The sequence below is a fragment of the Flammeovirga kamogawensis genome, from assembly GCF_018736065.1.
In the GTDB taxonomy this organism is placed as follows: Bacteria; Bacteroidota; Bacteroidia; order Cytophagales; family Flammeovirgaceae; genus Flammeovirga; species Flammeovirga kamogawensis.
In genome coordinates this window covers 4,244,367-4,260,976 of sequence record NZ_CP076128.1, presented here as the reverse complement: position 1 = coordinate 4,260,976, position 16,610 = coordinate 4,244,367, and the positions used below count along the sequence as shown (strand labels likewise).

The 16,610-nt window shown below is 31.0% G+C and carries 14 protein-coding genes; 6 read left to right on the top strand and 8 right to left on the bottom strand.

The features are described 5' to 3' along the window. The first annotated feature begins 120 nt into the window (after nt 1-120). Both KM029_RS17310 and KM029_RS17305 read left to right on the top strand, forming a co-directional pair. Nucleotides 121-1,233, top strand: coding sequence for a sensor histidine kinase (locus tag KM029_RS17310; RefSeq protein ID WP_144074440.1), 1,113 nt, complete (start codon nt 121-123; stop codon nt 1,231-1,233). Between the two features lie 23 nt (nt 1,234-1,256). Further along, nucleotides 1,257-4,622 carry a methylmalonyl-CoA mutase family protein gene (locus KM029_RS17305; RefSeq protein ID WP_144074439.1) on the top strand — a complete coding sequence of 1,122 codons (3,366 nt, stop codon included), beginning with the start codon at nt 1,257-1,259 and terminating at the stop codon, nt 4,620-4,622. Between the two features lie 116 nt (nt 4,623-4,738). Here KM029_RS17305 and KM029_RS17300 read toward each other — a convergent pair whose 3' ends face one another. From KM029_RS17300 to KM029_RS17285, 4 genes are all read right to left on the bottom strand, one after another. Continuing rightward, a complete protein-coding gene (locus KM029_RS17300) occupies nt 4,739-5,107 on the bottom strand; it encodes a hypothetical protein (RefSeq protein ID WP_144074438.1) in 369 nt (122 codons plus the stop codon). Nucleotides 5,108-5,263: 156 nt separating this feature from the next. Continuing rightward, nucleotides 5,264-5,740, bottom strand: coding sequence for a hypothetical protein (locus tag KM029_RS17295; protein WP_144074437.1), 477 nt, complete (start codon nt 5,738-5,740; stop codon nt 5,264-5,266). A 175-nt stretch (nt 5,741-5,915) separates the two neighbouring features. Further along, a complete protein-coding gene (locus KM029_RS17290) occupies nt 5,916-7,259 on the bottom strand; it encodes a tetratricopeptide repeat protein (protein WP_144074436.1) in 1,344 nt (447 codons plus the stop codon). A gap of 64 nt (nt 7,260-7,323) precedes the next feature. Then, a complete protein-coding gene (locus KM029_RS17285; RefSeq protein ID WP_144074435.1) occupies nt 7,324-8,454 on the bottom strand; it encodes an SPOR domain-containing protein in 1,131 nt (376 codons plus the stop codon). Between the two features lie 303 nt (nt 8,455-8,757). Between KM029_RS17285 and KM029_RS17280 the strand changes: the two genes are divergently transcribed. From KM029_RS17280 to KM029_RS17270, 3 genes are all read left to right on the top strand, one after another. After that, nucleotides 8,758-9,936 carry a hypothetical protein gene (locus tag KM029_RS17280; protein ID WP_144074434.1) on the top strand — a complete coding sequence of 393 codons (1,179 nt, stop codon included), beginning with the start codon at nt 8,758-8,760 and terminating at the stop codon, nt 9,934-9,936. A gap of 154 nt (nt 9,937-10,090) precedes the next feature. Beyond that, nucleotides 10,091-10,798, top strand: coding sequence for a phosphoadenylyl-sulfate reductase (locus tag KM029_RS17275; protein WP_144074433.1), 708 nt, complete (start codon nt 10,091-10,093; stop codon nt 10,796-10,798). A 212-nt stretch (nt 10,799-11,010) separates the two neighbouring features. Beyond that, complete coding sequence (locus tag KM029_RS17270) at nt 11,011-11,670, top strand: hypothetical protein (protein ID WP_144074432.1); 660 nt, start codon at nt 11,011-11,013, stop codon at nt 11,668-11,670. A 73-nt stretch (nt 11,671-11,743) separates the two neighbouring features. Here KM029_RS17270 and KM029_RS17265 read toward each other — a convergent pair whose 3' ends face one another. Further along, the gene (locus KM029_RS17265; protein WP_144074431.1) at nt 11,744-12,037 is read right to left on the bottom strand and encodes a Dabb family protein; all 294 of its coding nucleotides are present in this window, start codon (nt 12,035-12,037) and stop codon (nt 11,744-11,746) included. 74 nt (nt 12,038-12,111) lie between these two features. After that, a complete protein-coding gene (locus KM029_RS17260; protein ID WP_144074430.1) occupies nt 12,112-13,326 on the bottom strand; it encodes a hypothetical protein in 1,215 nt (404 codons plus the stop codon). Between the two features lie 355 nt (nt 13,327-13,681). Here KM029_RS17260 and porX point away from each other — a divergent pair, with 355 nt between their 5' ends. After that, the gene (gene porX, locus KM029_RS17255; RefSeq protein WP_144074429.1) at nt 13,682-15,232 is read left to right on the top strand and encodes a T9SS response regulator signal transducer PorX; all 1,551 of its coding nucleotides are present in this window, start codon (nt 13,682-13,684) and stop codon (nt 15,230-15,232) included. 41 nt (nt 15,233-15,273) lie between these two features. Here porX and KM029_RS17250 read toward each other — a convergent pair whose 3' ends face one another. Next, a complete protein-coding gene (locus KM029_RS17250; protein ID WP_158631092.1) occupies nt 15,274-15,942 on the bottom strand; it encodes an AlbA family DNA-binding domain-containing protein in 669 nt (222 codons plus the stop codon). Between the two features lie 277 nt (nt 15,943-16,219). Then, a complete protein-coding gene (bamE, locus tag KM029_RS17245; RefSeq protein ID WP_144074427.1) occupies nt 16,220-16,603 on the bottom strand; it encodes an outer membrane protein assembly factor BamE domain-containing protein in 384 nt (127 codons plus the stop codon). Nucleotides 16,604-16,610: the final 7 nt, after the last annotated feature.

Below are 16,610 nucleotides of genomic sequence, written 5' to 3'. Positions count from 1 at the left end.
AGTACAATTAATTTAAGCGTTTATAGTTAATTATTAATGATTTAATCAATTTCTTTGCTCATTCATCTTATAGATTTAGTAGATTCGTTAATATATGCATGTTAAACAATAACTACTTTTATGAGCTTACAATTAAAAAATAAAATTAAGCAAGACACCGTTTGGCAAGTACTATTAATACTCGCCTACTTCTTCCTTACATTTAATTTTTTTAATGAACGATTTGGAAGTCAATATGCATTGATGAAAACGTTATTATTGATTGGTTCTCAAATATTCATTTGGCAAATCAACATTAATTATCTTCTACCCCAATTGTTACTCAAAAAAAAGAATATTATATATATCCTTGTATTATTTGCAATGGTAATAATTATTTCTTTTCTGTATCAAAAAATTGAACGATATATAATTGATTCTTGGAAACTATCTGTTAGAGAAGAATTAATGTTTCCTTTTGACGACCCTGAATTTAGAAATAGATCTAATAGACCCGGAATTAAAAAATTAAAAAGAGGATTTAAACTATTCGAATCTTCTTATAATTTAATTCTATTTAGTGTGGTTGCATTGGCTTCTACTGCATACAAAATGACTACATACAGCCTTAAACAAGAAAATGAAGCTTCTAGTTTAAGGGAAGAAAAAGTAAAATCAGAGATGGATTTCCTTAAATCTCAAGTGAACCCACATTTCTTATTTAATGTTTTAAATAATATCTACTCACTTTCTTTCCTAAAATCTGATAAAACTCCTGATGTTGTTTTACAACTATCGGATATGCTTAGGTATATGCTTTATGATACGGGAACTGCAACTGTCCCCCTACAAAAAGAAATAGATTACCTTAATAATTTTATCGGGTTACATATTCTTAAAGATGATGCTATTAAAGAAAATATTGCCATCGATTGGGACATTCAAAATAGTAATTTACCTATAGCACCATTGTTATTTGCTCCTTTTATAGAAAATGCTTTTAAACATAGTCATATTGAAGATGAAATAAATGGATGGATCAAAATTTCACTTTCTTCATCTTTAGACGGTCAAATTACTTTCAAGATTAATAATAGCAAACCTTTAAAAAAATTATCAAAAGATAAACAAGGAGGAATAGGTTTGGAGAATGTAAAAAAACGTCTCAACTTGCAATACAAGAATAAACACTCAATGGCAATACATGATTCATCTAAAGAGTATTCCATTATACTAAATATAAACACACAATAAACCATTAAACACATACCACAGAAATGACCACACAGATTAACAACCAACCTTACAAACCTAAACATAAAATTAGGCTTGTAACGGCAGGATCTTTATTTGATGGACACGATGCTTCCATCAACATCATGCGTAGAATTATGCAATCTACGGGTGCAGAAATCATACACCTTGGTCACAATCGTTCCGCACAAGAAATTGTAGATTGTGCAATTCAAGAAGATGTACAAGGTATTGCAATTACTTCTTATCAAGGAGGTCACTTAGAGTACTTTAAATATATTCATGACCTTCTAAAAGAAAGAGGTGCTGACTATATTGGTCTTTATGGAGGAGGTGGCGGCACTATACTTCCGTCAGAAATTAAAGAGCTTCATAATTATGGGATCAACCGTATTTACTCTCCAGATGATGGTAGGTTAATGGGGTTACAGGGAATGATTAATGACATTTTAAAACAATGTGACCACCCTACAGGAGAGAAAGTAAATAAAGAATTATTAAACCTTGAGAAGAAATCTCATCGTAATCTTGGAAGAATTATTTCTGCAATAGAAAATTTCAAATCAGATAATTCGGAAATACTTGATACTATAAAAGAAAAAGCTAACTTATCTAATACCCCTGTTTTAGGGATAACAGGAACAGGAGGTGCTGGTAAATCTAGCCTTGTTGATGAATTAATTCGTCGCTTTTTATTAGCTTCCAGCGATAAGCAGATTGCTATTATCTCTGTAGATCCATCAAAAAGAAAAACAGGAGGTGCTTTATTAGGTGATAGAATTAGGATGAATGCAATTGCTGACAATCGTATTTATATGCGTTCTTTAGCTACTAGACAAGCACATATTGCTTTATCAGAACATATTCAAGAGGTTATAAATTTGATGAAAGCGGCAAAGTTCGATTTAATCATTTTAGAAACATCTGGGATTGGTCAGTCTGGAACTGAAATAATAGATTTTAGTGATGTTTCATTATATGTAATGACTCCTGAATATGGTGCCGCAACTCAATTAGAAAAAATTGATATGCTTGATTATGCAGACATCATTGCTTTAAATAAATTTGATAAAAAAGGAGCTCAAGATGCTCTACGTGATGTCTGTAAACAATACCGAAGAAATCATAATCAATTTGAATTACCAGATGAGAGCACACCTGTATTTGGTACGATGGCTTCTCAATTTAACGATAGTGGAGTCAATCAATTATACAATAAATTAGCAGAACTTCTTAACGCTAAAAGTTCTGCTTTACAATTAACTAAAATTGATCAAGGTTCTTTAGAAGAACGCTACCATATTATTCCTCCCGCAAGAGTTCGTTATCTATCAGAGATTTCTGATGTTGTAAGAAACTACAACCTAATAGTATCTGAACAAGCTGAAATAGCAGATAAATTGTACGGTTTACAAAAAGCTATTGAGGTTATTAAAAGTGATATCACCACAAAAAACGTACTTGAAGGTGCTTTTTCTTCCTTAAAAAAACAACTGGATCATGAAGTTATTGATCTTATTGAAGGGTGGAAAAGTAAAGTAGACGCGTACAATCAAGATACTTTTACTTACCAAGTAAGAGGAAAGGATATAAATGTTGCTGCAAAAAGCACCTCTTTATCTGGCACTAAAATTACTAAAGTTTGCCTCCCTAAATATAGTGGATGGGGAGATATTACAAAATGGGCAATGCAAGAAAATGTACCAGGTGAATTTCCGTTTACTGCAGGTGTATTTCCTTTTAAAAGAACTGGTGAAGATCCAACAAGAATGTTTGCTGGAGAAGGTAATCCTGAAAGAACTAATAAACGCTTTCACTATTTATCTGAAGGACAACCAGCTGCTCGATTATCTACGGCTTTTGATTCTGTTACATTATACGGAGAAGACCCTGCCTTTAGACCAGATATTTATGGTAAAATTGGTAATTCTGGTGTAAATGTTTGTTGTTTAGACGATGCAAAAAGGTTGTATTCTGGCTTTGACCTTTGTGCTGTAAGTACTTCTGTGTCTATGACAATAAATGGGCCTGCAGCAACAATGACGGCTTTCTTTATGAATGCTGCAATTGACCAACAATGTGAATTATATATTCATAAAAATGGTTTACTTGAAGCTACAAAGAAAAAGATAAAAGCCATTTTCAAAGATGGTAAACAACCAACTTATAGAACTGAACTACCATCTAACCACAATGGGCTAGGGTTACTCCTTCTTGGTGTTACTGGAGATCAGGTTCTTCCTTTGGATATTTATCAAAAAATTAAGGCGACAACAATTGCTAAAGTTAGAGGTACTGTTCAAGCTGATATTCTAAAAGAAGATCAGGCACAAAATACATGCATATTCTCAACTGAATTTTCTTTACGCCTAATGGGCGATATGCAAGAGTATTTCACTAAAGAAAAAATTAAAAACTTTTATTCTGTTTCAATCTCTGGATATCATATTGCGGAAGCAGGAGCCAATCCAATTTCTCAATTAGCTTTTACCTTGGCAAATGGATTTACATTCATAGAATATTATTTAAATAGAGGGATGAAAATTGATGATTTCGCACCTAATTTCTCTTTCTTCTTTTCTAATGGTGTTGATCCGGAATATGCTGTCATTGGAAGAGTAGCAAGAAGAATATGGGCAAAAGCATTAAAATATAAATATAAGGCTGCCGATAGATCTCAAAAGCTAAAGTATCATATACAAACTTCTGGAAGGTCACTCCATGCACAAGAAATTGCTTTTAATGATATTAGAACAACTCTACAAGCATTATATGCCATTTATGACAACTGTAACTCATTACACACAAATGCATATGATGAAGCAATTACCACACCGACTGAAGAGTCTGTACGAAGGGCTGTTGCTATTCAATTAATTATAAATAAGGAGCTTGGGCTTACAAAAAATGAAAATCCAATTCAAGGTGCTTTTATTATTGAAGAACTGACTGATTTAGTTGAAGAAGCTGTAATGGCAGAGTTTGATCGAATTACTGAAAGAGGTGGTGTTCTTGGTGCTATGGAAACAATGTACCAACGTTCAAAAATTCAAGAAGAATCTTTGTATTATGAAACACTTAAACACAATGGAGAATTTCCTATAATTGGCGTAAATACATTCCTTTCAAAAAATGGTTCACCAACTGTAATTCCAGAAGAGGTAATACGTTCTACCAAAGAAGAAAAGGATGAACAAATTTATTCATTAGAAAAGTCTCAAGAGTTTTACAAAGAGGAAACGGTAAAAGCTTTAGCTGATTTACAGCATAAAGCTTTGGAACAACAAAATACTTTTGATGCATTAATGGAAGCTTCTAAGGTATGTTCTTTAGGACAGATAACTGCTGCACTTTTTAATGTAGGCGGACAGTATAGAAGAAATATGTAAAATATTAATGGGGAATGAAAACTAATTCATTCCCCTCATTTAAAATCACTTATCCACAACGTGATCTAAGTGAAAAAACTAACTAATACTATCAACTTAATTAATAAACTCTTGGATTACACAAATTCAATTCGATCAATTTTTTGTTCAACATCAATATATTTTTTTAAATAATATCCTAAAACAACAAGCTCACTAAAAGAACCAAAAGCTTGTCTCATAAAATATTCAATATCTATTTTGAATAAAAACACGTTATAAAAAACTATAACCGTTACCATTAATAGCACTACTTCTTTTGTCATTTCTGTAGATTTAAAAGACATCAATATGTAGAGTAAACTTAATGCTCCAGCTACTATTTTTTCTGAAAATGAAGCTTTTTCTACCTGAAGAAAAAGGAGATTTATGATTGCTAATGCAATGAATATATACTTGATTTTATTAGTGATTACACCTAATATTTTTAATTGAGATTGTAACATTTTGCTAAATTTTAAGTAATGAAGAGATACATTACATTATATCTAATCACTTAAAATGTCACCATCATATTCTGACTTTTTCAAAAAAAGAGTAACATAAAATGTTACTCCTTTCAATCTTAACTTTATTTACTCTAAAACTCTCTCAAAGTCTTATTAAAGTCCGAAGCAAATACCTATTTGTGCTCCAGTACCTATATTTCCTTGTATACCAATTTTATCAGAGATGTGATATTTAGCACCCACACCAATACCCCAATGTAAAGCATTGCCTTCTCCAAATTTAAATCCTACATCACCTACTGCGTATACATCCCATTTAGGATTAGTGATATTTAAAACTCTATCGGCATACCATCTAAATCTTGCACCAGCTCCAAAAGAGCTACCTTTTCCACTCCATGACTGATAATCTACAAATGCACCAACTGTAAAATCTCTACCTAGTTGTGCTATTTCATAATCAGCCATAAAGCCTATTGTATTATTAGAAAAACCTGTTGTTAAACCTATATTTAATGTACCAGGACCTTTTAAATTTGCTGCTCCTGCTTTTGTATTATCTTGTGCTATTGTTGCTGTAGAAAAGCCTAATAATAATGTTGAAACGAATACAAATAATAACTTTTTCATAGTAGATATTTTTTAATAATGATAAACTAATTGAAGATTTTAATGGCGTATAGCCTTTGTTCAATTAGTAATATCTCTCTACAAAAAATGTCACCATCAGTTTAATATTTTTTTCAAAAAAAAATCCTTATCTAATTTTATTAGATAAGGATTTTTAGAAATTAATAAAGAACAATTAGTTCATTGCCTCTATTTCCTTCATGTCTTTTAACTTTTGAATTTCTGAGAATTCATATCGAACCGTATTTTTAAACGATCCACCATAAGCAGCTTTTAAGAAATTCTCTGCTTGCTTATAATCTCCAACTTCTTTGTAAACAAGTGCGATTGCAAAATTATACTTTGCTTTTGTAGGAGGATTTATACTTGGGTTATGAATAACCTTTTTTAATTTCTCTGTAGAAGCACCTACTTGCATTAGGTTTTTCTCGCACATTGTTTTAATGAAAATTACATTAATGTTTCTTTCATTTTGTGGTAAAGCATTTTGGAATTCTTCTAAATGAATATATGCTGTAGAATAATCAGCAGCTTGATAATTTAAAATAGCTAATTCCAATAATTTTGCAGAACGCTTTTTTATATCTTTCTCTGCCATTAAAGCTCTATCTTGAGCAGCAATAACCTTTGTTTTATTTGTATGAATAGCTGCAAGTTGTTTTTGAAGATCAAATGCTTCGATATAAGAAGAGTTGATACCTAAAGTAATATCAATCATTTGCTGACTCTTTTCATAGTCCATTACCTCAAAATAAGTATCAGCTAAACTAAAATAGTAATCTTCTCTAAAGATCATAAACATTGCTTCTGCTTCTGAAGTTGTAATTTTATCCATCCATTGGCTTGCTTCAGAATACTTTCCTTGAGAGAAAAGTGCCCAAATATATTGATAGTAGTAACGTTCATTTCCAGAAAGCGGTTCAATATCGCCAATAATCTTAGCCATTAATTCTTCTGCTTTTTCTGGGCTATCCATTTCATTCCAATACATAGCTTCATAATAATCAAGATCAAAAGACTCTACTAAGTTTAATGATCTAACATCATCAATATGAGGTTTTGAAAAACGATGTCTGTTAGCTTGATCAAGAATATCTAAAATTTTTAATTTATATAAATATCTCTGATCAATACTTGGATCTTTTTGGAAAGCAAGGTCATAAAAATTAACCGCTTTAATTGGTTGCTTTCTTTGTGAATATAAATCTCCTAGCATTTCATAAGCTCTAAAATAGCTTGGATCTGCTTGAACGCAACTTTCTAAAGTTGTTATAGCTTCACTAAATTTTGTAACAGCTAAATATGTATTTGCTTTTTTAAAGTAAACACTTCCATCTGTTGGATTTGCTTGAATTGCCTTTTCTAATTCATCTAGAGCTTCTGAATATCGATTATTTGCTAATAAAAAATCTGCAGTCTCTAGATGTGCCTTAGCTTCGCTATTTTGAGCAATACCTTCATTTAGAAAAAATATTGAGCAGAATAACGTAATAATAATATTTAATTTAGATAGTCTCATATATTGTAATGTTGAAGAACTCGTTCTTTTGTACTTGCCTGATAAAAAAGTTTATTGAAAAAATTTAGTAAGACTTTAAGAAATCAACCAGTTGCCCATCAACTCCGTAAGTTTGTAACTGCTTAAGGTATGCTTCAGCACTTTCTCTACTTACAAAATTTCCTGCAAACACCTGATAGGTAATATCACCACTGTATTGATCAATCATAATAAATACATCTTCTATGTTGTATTCATTTACGATGTGACAATGTTCCTGTGCAGATTCTAAATCACCAACATCTGTAACAAGTACAGACCATCGGTTTTTTTCTATCCTCACTCCATTTGGATTGTATAGATACCTATACATTGGATCAAATGAAATGTACTCTGCAAAGTATGTTGTAGGTTCAGCATTTTCGCCATCCTTGTTCTTTATATTAAAGAACCAATAAGCTTGAAGAACATTGAAATTAGAAACATCTTCTGTTCCTTTTACATACAAATAGTACGTATTACCTTGATCTGTTAATTGTCTTGGAATACCTCTCCTCATAGTATAAGAGGTGATTAAGTAATTTGTAACCACTTCTCCTGCAATATGATCTTTAGGAGGCTTAGGTGCAACACGTAAAAAATCTAATTTACCGTCGTTGTTAAAATCACCAAAACTATCAGTTCCTTGAAATAAACTTGAAAAAGAAGTTTGACGAATTGACTGTTTATCTGTTATATCAAATACATTATAGCATCTGTAACGACAATTATCTCCTAAACAATCCTCTCTAAAAGAGATTAGCATAAGGTAACTTTTGCCTAAATAATCAAATTCTTTTGCTTCTAAAACATTTGAATAATTTTGACGAATTGATTTTTCCATCGAACAGAAAAAATTAAATTCTCTTCCATTCAAAATAATCCCTGTAGGGTTAGGATTAAATATGTTATCATACTGTGCTCCATTTACAAAATAAATTTTGAATGGAACGGATGCATCACCATAAATCGTGAAAGTTGTATCACCAACTTCATCCGATGAAGTTGGGAATAATTCACTTTTTACATTTACAGGTTCTTGTGATAAACCTGCAGGGGAATATGTCTGACCTTCGGTAACTTCTTGAGCAATACTAGTTGTTGAACTAACAAATAGTAACCCAATAAATATTAAATTAAATAAATAAAGATTTAATATTTTATTTCTGATAATCATATATGAAGTCTTATAGAATAAATTAACTACTATATTAACGCGAAAATTAACAATTGTTATCGACTAATACATATTTAATTTCCATCAATACTAATAATAGTTAAAATTTATATACGAAAACTATGTTTATAAGGTTAAACCTTCTAAAATTTGAGGTGTAAACGCTATAATTTTAACTCTAAAACTTATACTAACAAATCCTGTTCCGTTTAATGTGTTATATATGTGTACTATTTTTGCTTATTAGTTCGTTAACAGAAAAAGAAGTTTTCTTTATATCAATACTCAGTAAAAATTTAATAGATGAGACTCTTACTTATCGCAGCATTAATATTATCTTATTCTTTCTCTATCAATGCTCAAAATCAATTAGATAGAACAAGAATAATATTTAAATCAGGAAAATATTCGAACTCAACTTCTATAAATGTAGAGATTCATGGTGTTGGCATTACAGAAATGATGGCTAATGGTAATGAATCTTTTACGGGAAGTAGATGGATAAAATTTCAAAAACTTTTTCATTATACACTTTCAAGTGGTGATGGAGTAAAAACTGTTTACTTTAAATTTAAAGATGCAGATGGAAATGAATCGAGTATTTTAAAAAAGAAAATTATTTTAGATACAACACCTCCTCAGAATACGAAAGTGGAGATCGATGTTCCATCAAAATATTTTACAGATCAAAAAAGTTTAAAAGTTGGTGTTATTCTTACAGCCAAAGATGCTAAATATTACCAACTAGGTAACACATCTGCATTCCATGGCAGTAAATGGAGACTTATTCAAGATGATTATGTTGAATGGGATCTTGAAGCAGGTGATGATGGTACACGAAGAGTGTATGCTAGATACAGAGATCAAGCAGGCAATATTACTCCTGTAATTCATGATGAAATTATTGTTGATAGAACTGCTCCTTTTGGTTCTAAATTAACAATCAATGGTGGTGAAAAAATCACGAATAGACAAGATCGAAAAGTTGAATTAGATATATTCTGTAGACAAGCTGATTCTATGATCGTTTCTCAAGATCCTCAGTTTATTGAGCAAAAATGGGAAAAATATTCAATCAAAAAATCTATTAACCTTACAGATGGTGATGGTCTTAAAAAAGTATATGTAAAATTTAAAGACCTTGCAGGTAATATAACACCTACGACAACTTCTACTATTAATATTGATACTCAAGCACCTAAAAATATTGAGTTACAAATAGATAATGGAGCGGAATCTACAACTAATATTAATAAGCTAGTAACGTTACAGATAAAAAATGATGGTGCTAAACTTATGATGGTATCGAATAGTTCATCCTTTAGTGGAGGGCATTGGAAACAAGCAGACACCTCTGTTATTGATTGGAAGTTAAAAGGCGAGACTGACGGTATTAAACATGTTTATATTAAGTTTAAAGACGATGCTGGAAATGTTTCCCGCCCAATAAGAGCTAGTATAGAACTGAAAAGAGGATTTTAATTACATTAAACCTTTCTTTTTCAAGAATTTAAAAAGCCCCATTCTATTGTGAATGGAGCTTTTTTTTTGCTGAAAAATTTTGAAAAAAGTATAATCTTTCATTACTTCGCATTTATCCTATATAATTAGTAGATTAAACAAAAGTAAATACAATATGTCATCGCAGAGCATTATTACACAAGCTTCAGCAGTAACATTTGATCAGCGTGTTGATGAAATCGCGAAGCAGGTGGCTAAATATCATAAAGCTGGTAAGAAGATTTTCGCAAGTTCTTCTTTCCAACCGCAAAGTGTGGTGCTATTAGATATTATCAGTAGAGTTGATAAAACAATACCGATATATTTTTTAGATACAAACTATCACTTTCCAGAAACAATTGCATTTAGAGATCAATTGGCTGAAAAGCTTGGATTAAATATTATTGATATTAAATCTGACATACCAGTTGACAAGCAAGTTGATGAAAATGGTCAGCCATTACACGCTACTCAACCTGATAAATGTTGCCATATTAATAAGGTTGCTCCTTTAGAAGATGTACTACCTCAATTTGACGTTTGGATTAACGGCATTAGAAAAGGTCAGTCTTCTGTTAGAGCACAAATGCAGAAAGAAGAAGAAGGGAAACATGGTATCCTAAGATATCACCCTATTTTAGATTGGGATTCAAAAATGGTTTTCCAATATATAAACGAAAGAAAACTACCATTGCACTCTCTTGTTGCTAAAGGGTATTTTAGTGTTGGATGTTTACCTTGTACAGGAAAAGCTGACCCTACTAAACCTCTATGGTCTGATGACAGATCAGGACGTTGGCAAGGACAACAAAAAACAGAATGTGGTTTACACACTAGTTTATAAACTAACTTATCTAACTAAATGTTATAAATTAAAAGGTCTCTAGTATCAATACTTTGAGACCTTTTTTCATGTCAAAATTATCAAAAATTAGAATTATTTATCCGTTGGTTGAAAATACCATACCGTTGGTTGAAAGCATTTAATTCCTTGAATCTTTTCTTTCATATTTGAAGTATACAAAATCAAAACAATCACTTAAAAAATCTAGTGTCATGAAAAAATTAGGAATAATAGTATTAGTTGCATTTATCGGGTTGGTATCTTTTAAAAGCATAGCTCAAAAAGGAGATCCTAAAAAAAGAGCTGAAGCTAAAAAAGAAATCAATGCATATATGAAAGCGAATATGTTACCTGTTATGCTTGAAAACAGAAAAGAATTTGATACAAAGCTTTCTAAAAAAGAAAAAGCAACTCTTGTATCACTTAGAGAAAGACTTGAAGCCTTAAAAACTAAAAAAAATAGCCTGATGAAAGATAAGCCTTCTGGTGAACCTTCAGAAGAACAAAAAAATGAAATGAAAGCTATGAAAACAGAAATGCGTCATATTATGACTGATGCTTGGGTTATTGTAGACAATCATGAAAGTGACTTAGAGGCTATTAAAACTGCAAATAAGGCTAATGAAGAAAAATGGAAAGCTGACATGAAAGCTATTTTTGAAAAATATAAATCTGAAAACTCAGAAATGGGTAAAAAAGGTAAGCATGGTAAAAAAGGGCATCACTTTGGCAAAATGGATGATAAAAAACCTGTTATGTTTGTCTTAATGGATCCTTCTAAAACAGTTGACCAACTTGCAACAGAAATGGAGCAAAGACAAGATCAAAGAGGTCATAGAGGAGGAAAAGGGCATCATGGAAATAGACACTAAATCTCATCTAAGTAATACAAAAAAGCCACGAATGTAGTATACATTCGTGGCTTTTTTGTAATATCAATTTATATTAATATTCAATATCTGCAACTGCTAAACTCTCAAGTATAGGTTTTACATTAGCACCTACAACTTCTACATGTGCAGGGTGAACTTGGTAACGATCTAAAGCTGCTTTATCTTCAAATAAAGAAAATAAAATTACAGAATAACCCTGAGATCTATCTGAGAAGTTTTTCTTTACTTGAATTTCTTTCAACTCATCAATTTTTCCTGATAATGCTTGAAGAGCATCTATCATTCCTTGAATTTGATCTTCTGAAGCTTCTTCTTTTAACTTAAATAAAACGGTATGATTAATCATCTTGTCATGTTTTTTAGTTCATGACAAAAATAGAAACCTTTTACTCAATAACTAAAGATGTTACTCAATTTTTATTACTGAGCACTTACTTCATTTTCAATTCTACTGTTTAATAGAAGTTCTTCATCTTCATCATCATTAAAAGATAAATTATAAGACGCTTTTGCTACTACAAGACCAGAAGATAACGGTGTACCCTCTACTCGATAAACAATTACAAGTGGAGTTTTAGAGTTTTCTTCAGATACAGAATATTCCCAATCTTCATCGGTAACAAATTCCACATTATTAAAACCATCTGAAGTAATTGAAAGCCCTGCCCCAGCATATAACTCATTCAGTGTTCCTAAATGTTCAGAAAGCTTATTATACTCACTTAATTTCATTTCTCTTTTTTGCTGAAGTGCCACCACCTCATCAAAGTTACCAAGGCGTTCTTTTGTTTCTGAAACCACTTGATCAAATTGGCCTTTTTTTCTAAAGAAATCTTTTTCAGAGTGGTTTACAATAATTTCATCATATAAGTAATCCTGAAGAGCAATGTAGAATACGTCAATAGTTTTCCCGTCAACTTCTGTTTTTCTATGCTGATTATATATGTATTCAAATGCAAATAATGTTCTCAGTAAAGATCTTCCTTCTTCAAAAAGACGTGTATTGGCAACTTCTAGCTCTTCTATAGCAGAACTCACTCCTCCCATAGTAACACGAGAGTTTCTTGCATCTTCTAGTACAGTCAAGACTTTATCTATATTTTCCTGCATCACATTAATATCTCTTATATAGCCATCTCTGGTAGATAAAAGTCTAGTTAATGCAGATTTAACCGCACGACTTTGACCAGTAGCATCAGACTGAGAAATATTATCAGAAATAACTTCTGTATGCTTATAAATATCTGTCATGTTATTCAGCTCCTCTTGTAATGACATCAAACTAGCTTCTAAATCACTAGTATCATCCCCAAGAGATTGCATTATTGATTTTATATCCGCATCAACTTGTCTAACATTCTGATCAGCCCTTTCTACTGCATCTTCTACCTGGTTAAGGTTCATATTTGGTAATCGCAGCGTGATAGCTACAGCACTACCTTCTACAGCATCTCCATTCAGTTCCCATACAGAATTCTCTTTTATATATTCATCTACAGTTACTAGTTTAGGATCAAGTTCTTCATCGCCACTAAAAATAAAAAAGGCGATTGTTGTTACTAATAGTATTCCACCAAAAACACTTCCTATTATGATAAGTAATTTGGTTGATGAGTTCTTTGAATTTTCATCCATAGTATTTGAGCTTATATTTGGTGATTTTGATCTTAGTTAAATTAATCGAAATCTCTGACAAACTTATTTACTTTTTATCTAAAATGATGAAATATATTGAATTAATTCAATTTCATTACATAAGATTTGATCTTTATCATTTACAACGCTGCAGAACGCAATTAATTTTAAATTAGAAGAAAAATATTTTTTAATTCTCAATGGTTGATAAATTGTATTACAATTCCTTAAATTGTTATTAATCTTAATTAAAGGTTGATAAATGTATTCTTAAAATATCAATCATCAGAAACTCTAAAGGAGGCGAAACGTAAGAATACTAGTATCTAATTGAAATTGAATTACACAAAAATAAATGAGCCAACAAAAAATATTATGGGCCGATGATGAAATCGACTTATTGAAACCTCATATTTTATTCCTTACTAAAAAAGGATATGATGTTACACCCGTTTTAAGTGGGCTTGATGCAATAGAAAAATGTGAAGAAGAAGAATTCGACATAATTTTCTTGGATGAAAATATGCCCGGTATGACCGGACTTGAAGCACTTGAGCAGATTAAAAGAATTAAGCCAAATATTCCTGTAGTAATGATTACTAAAAGTGAAGAGGAATATATTATGGAGGATGCAATAGGTGCTAAAATTGCTGATTATTTAATTAAACCAATCAACCCTAAACAGATATTACTCTCCGTAAAAAGATTACTTGATACGAGAAAACTTGTAACAGAAAAAACTAATTCTGCTTATCAACAAGATTTTCAAAGTATCATGATGTCATTTATGAATGATATGGATTGGGACGATTGGGTAGAAACTTATAAAAAGCTAGTCTATTGGGATTTAGAAATCAATCAGACAGAAAGTAAAAGTATGAGTGAGGTCTTTGAAATGCAGAAAAATGAAGCAAATCATAATTTCTGTAGATTTATTAAAGACAACTATGTTGATTGGATGGAAGAAACTGAAGGTAGACCAGTTTTGTCTCCTGAATTACTTCCCGAAAAGGTCTTCCCTTATGTTAAAGAAAACGACGAAAGTGTATTCTTTATACTAGTAGATAATCTTAGATACGATCAATGGAAAGTAATAGAACCTTTAATTGCTGATTTATATAATATCAAAGAAGAAGTTTACTGTCCAATTTTACCAACTACTACAGCTTATGCACGTAATGCAATATTCTCGGGATTAATGCCTGCTGAAATTGAAGCGACGTACCCTGAATGGTGGGTGAATGATAATGATGACGAAAGTAAAAATAATTACGAAGAACAACTTCTAGGCGAACAATTACTTCGCAATGGTATAAACGATAAATACAGCTACAATAAGATTATTAGAGCTTCGCAAGGAAAGCAACTTAATGAGCAAATAAATACATTAATGCATAAGAAGTTTAATGCTGTTGTATATAACTTTGTTGATATGCTTTCACACGCAAGAACAGATACCAATATGGTAAGAGAGCTTGCTCCTGATGAAGCTGCTTATAGATCAATTACAAAATCTTGGTTTGAACATTCAACTTTATATGAAATGTTGAGAATTCTTGCTGAAAAAGATTGTAAAGTATATATCACTACAGATCATGGTACTGTAAGAACACGAAAACCTTATAAAATTGTTGGAGATCGTGAAACGAATACAAACTTAAGATATAAGCAAGGCAAGAATCTTTCTTACAATAAAAAAGGAGTATTAGTTGCTAAACATCCAGAAGATTTTGGCTTACCTAAAAATGAGGTTTCTACTTCTTATGTATTTGCAATGGAAGATACGTTTTTTGCTTATCCTAATAACTATAATTATTATGTTAGTTATTATAAAGATACCTTCCAACATGGTGGTGTTTCTATTGATGAAATGATAATTCCTTTTATTGAATTATCTAAAAAATAAATCAAAAAAGCTCTTAAGATAATCTTCTTAAGAGCTTTTTTTTAGAACTTCCAATCTAGTTTTGATTTAGGGTTTATTTTAAATCGATCTTCTAAATCTTGTGGTACTTCCTTTAAAATATTAGATAAACATAAATTGACTAAAACATCAGATGCATCTTCTTCAGAAAGGTCTCCATGTTTTATTAATTGATTTAAAGTAATAAAATCATTTTCATCTAAAAGTTTTAGAACCATACGTTCTAGCTCTCCATACTGAAAAACATAATCAATATCTCTACTTCTTCCTTTTAGTATTCTGCGAATAAGCTTACTCATCTGAACACTTTTATCAGCCACTCTTATATAAGCTTTACCTACTTTCCTTTTTAAATTATAAAGTAAAAAAACAGGCTTATTATGATAGGGGTCTATTTCAAAAACTATTACCTGCCTAATAGGAGATACCTGTACTATATGGATTTGATAATTGATTTTTTTAGATATTCGAGTTTTTATAGCTTCTTCCAAAACATATTTTTCTCCCTCAATATCAGTAAAGCCATCAATTCTACCATCATCTGCTACACCTACAATTAAGTAGCCACCATAATTATTAGCAAAGGCTACTACCTCTTTCATAATTTTGACAGGATCTGCAGCCTTTTTCTTAAACTCAATTTTGAGCCCTTCCCCTTCCTGAACTAACTGTTTTAAAAACTTAAGATCCAAAACAATATATTTAATATCTAAAACTCACAAATACAGAATATAACAATCTGTAAAATGATGTACACCAAGATGTTTAACTGAAATACAAAATGCACTTTGTCGGTAAGTCAATATTTCCGAAATTTATATCGAAATAAGAAATTATTTTCGATTGACTTTTAACAACTTATCTATGCCATTACAATAAAGCCAAAATTGGCTTAACGGTGATTCTAACTATTTTAATTAACAAAAAAGGTATCTTATAGTTTACTATAGATACCTTTTTTTTATGAAATTATAATATTGGCGAAACCTCTCTTACTAATTCTAAAGCATCAAAATAAATTTTGTAAGACTTGCCTTCTTCACCTACTTTACCTTTACACTGGCTACCTTCTGTTACATAATAAACATATTGCTTAGTACTTCTTGTATCTAAATCTACACGATCTGGTTTACCTAAGATCCGTCTAATATCCGTAATACTTGTACCTAACAATCTATCTTTAACAGATAAAAAATCATCTTCCAATTTTTCTCTATCACCTTTACATGCAAATGGATCGTCTTTCCATGTTTTCATATCAAAATCTTCTTGTTTGATTTTTGAATCTTTAGCACAAGATGAAAAAAGTACTAATATAAAAATAAGTGGAAGGAAGAATATATTTCTTTTCATTATGTAA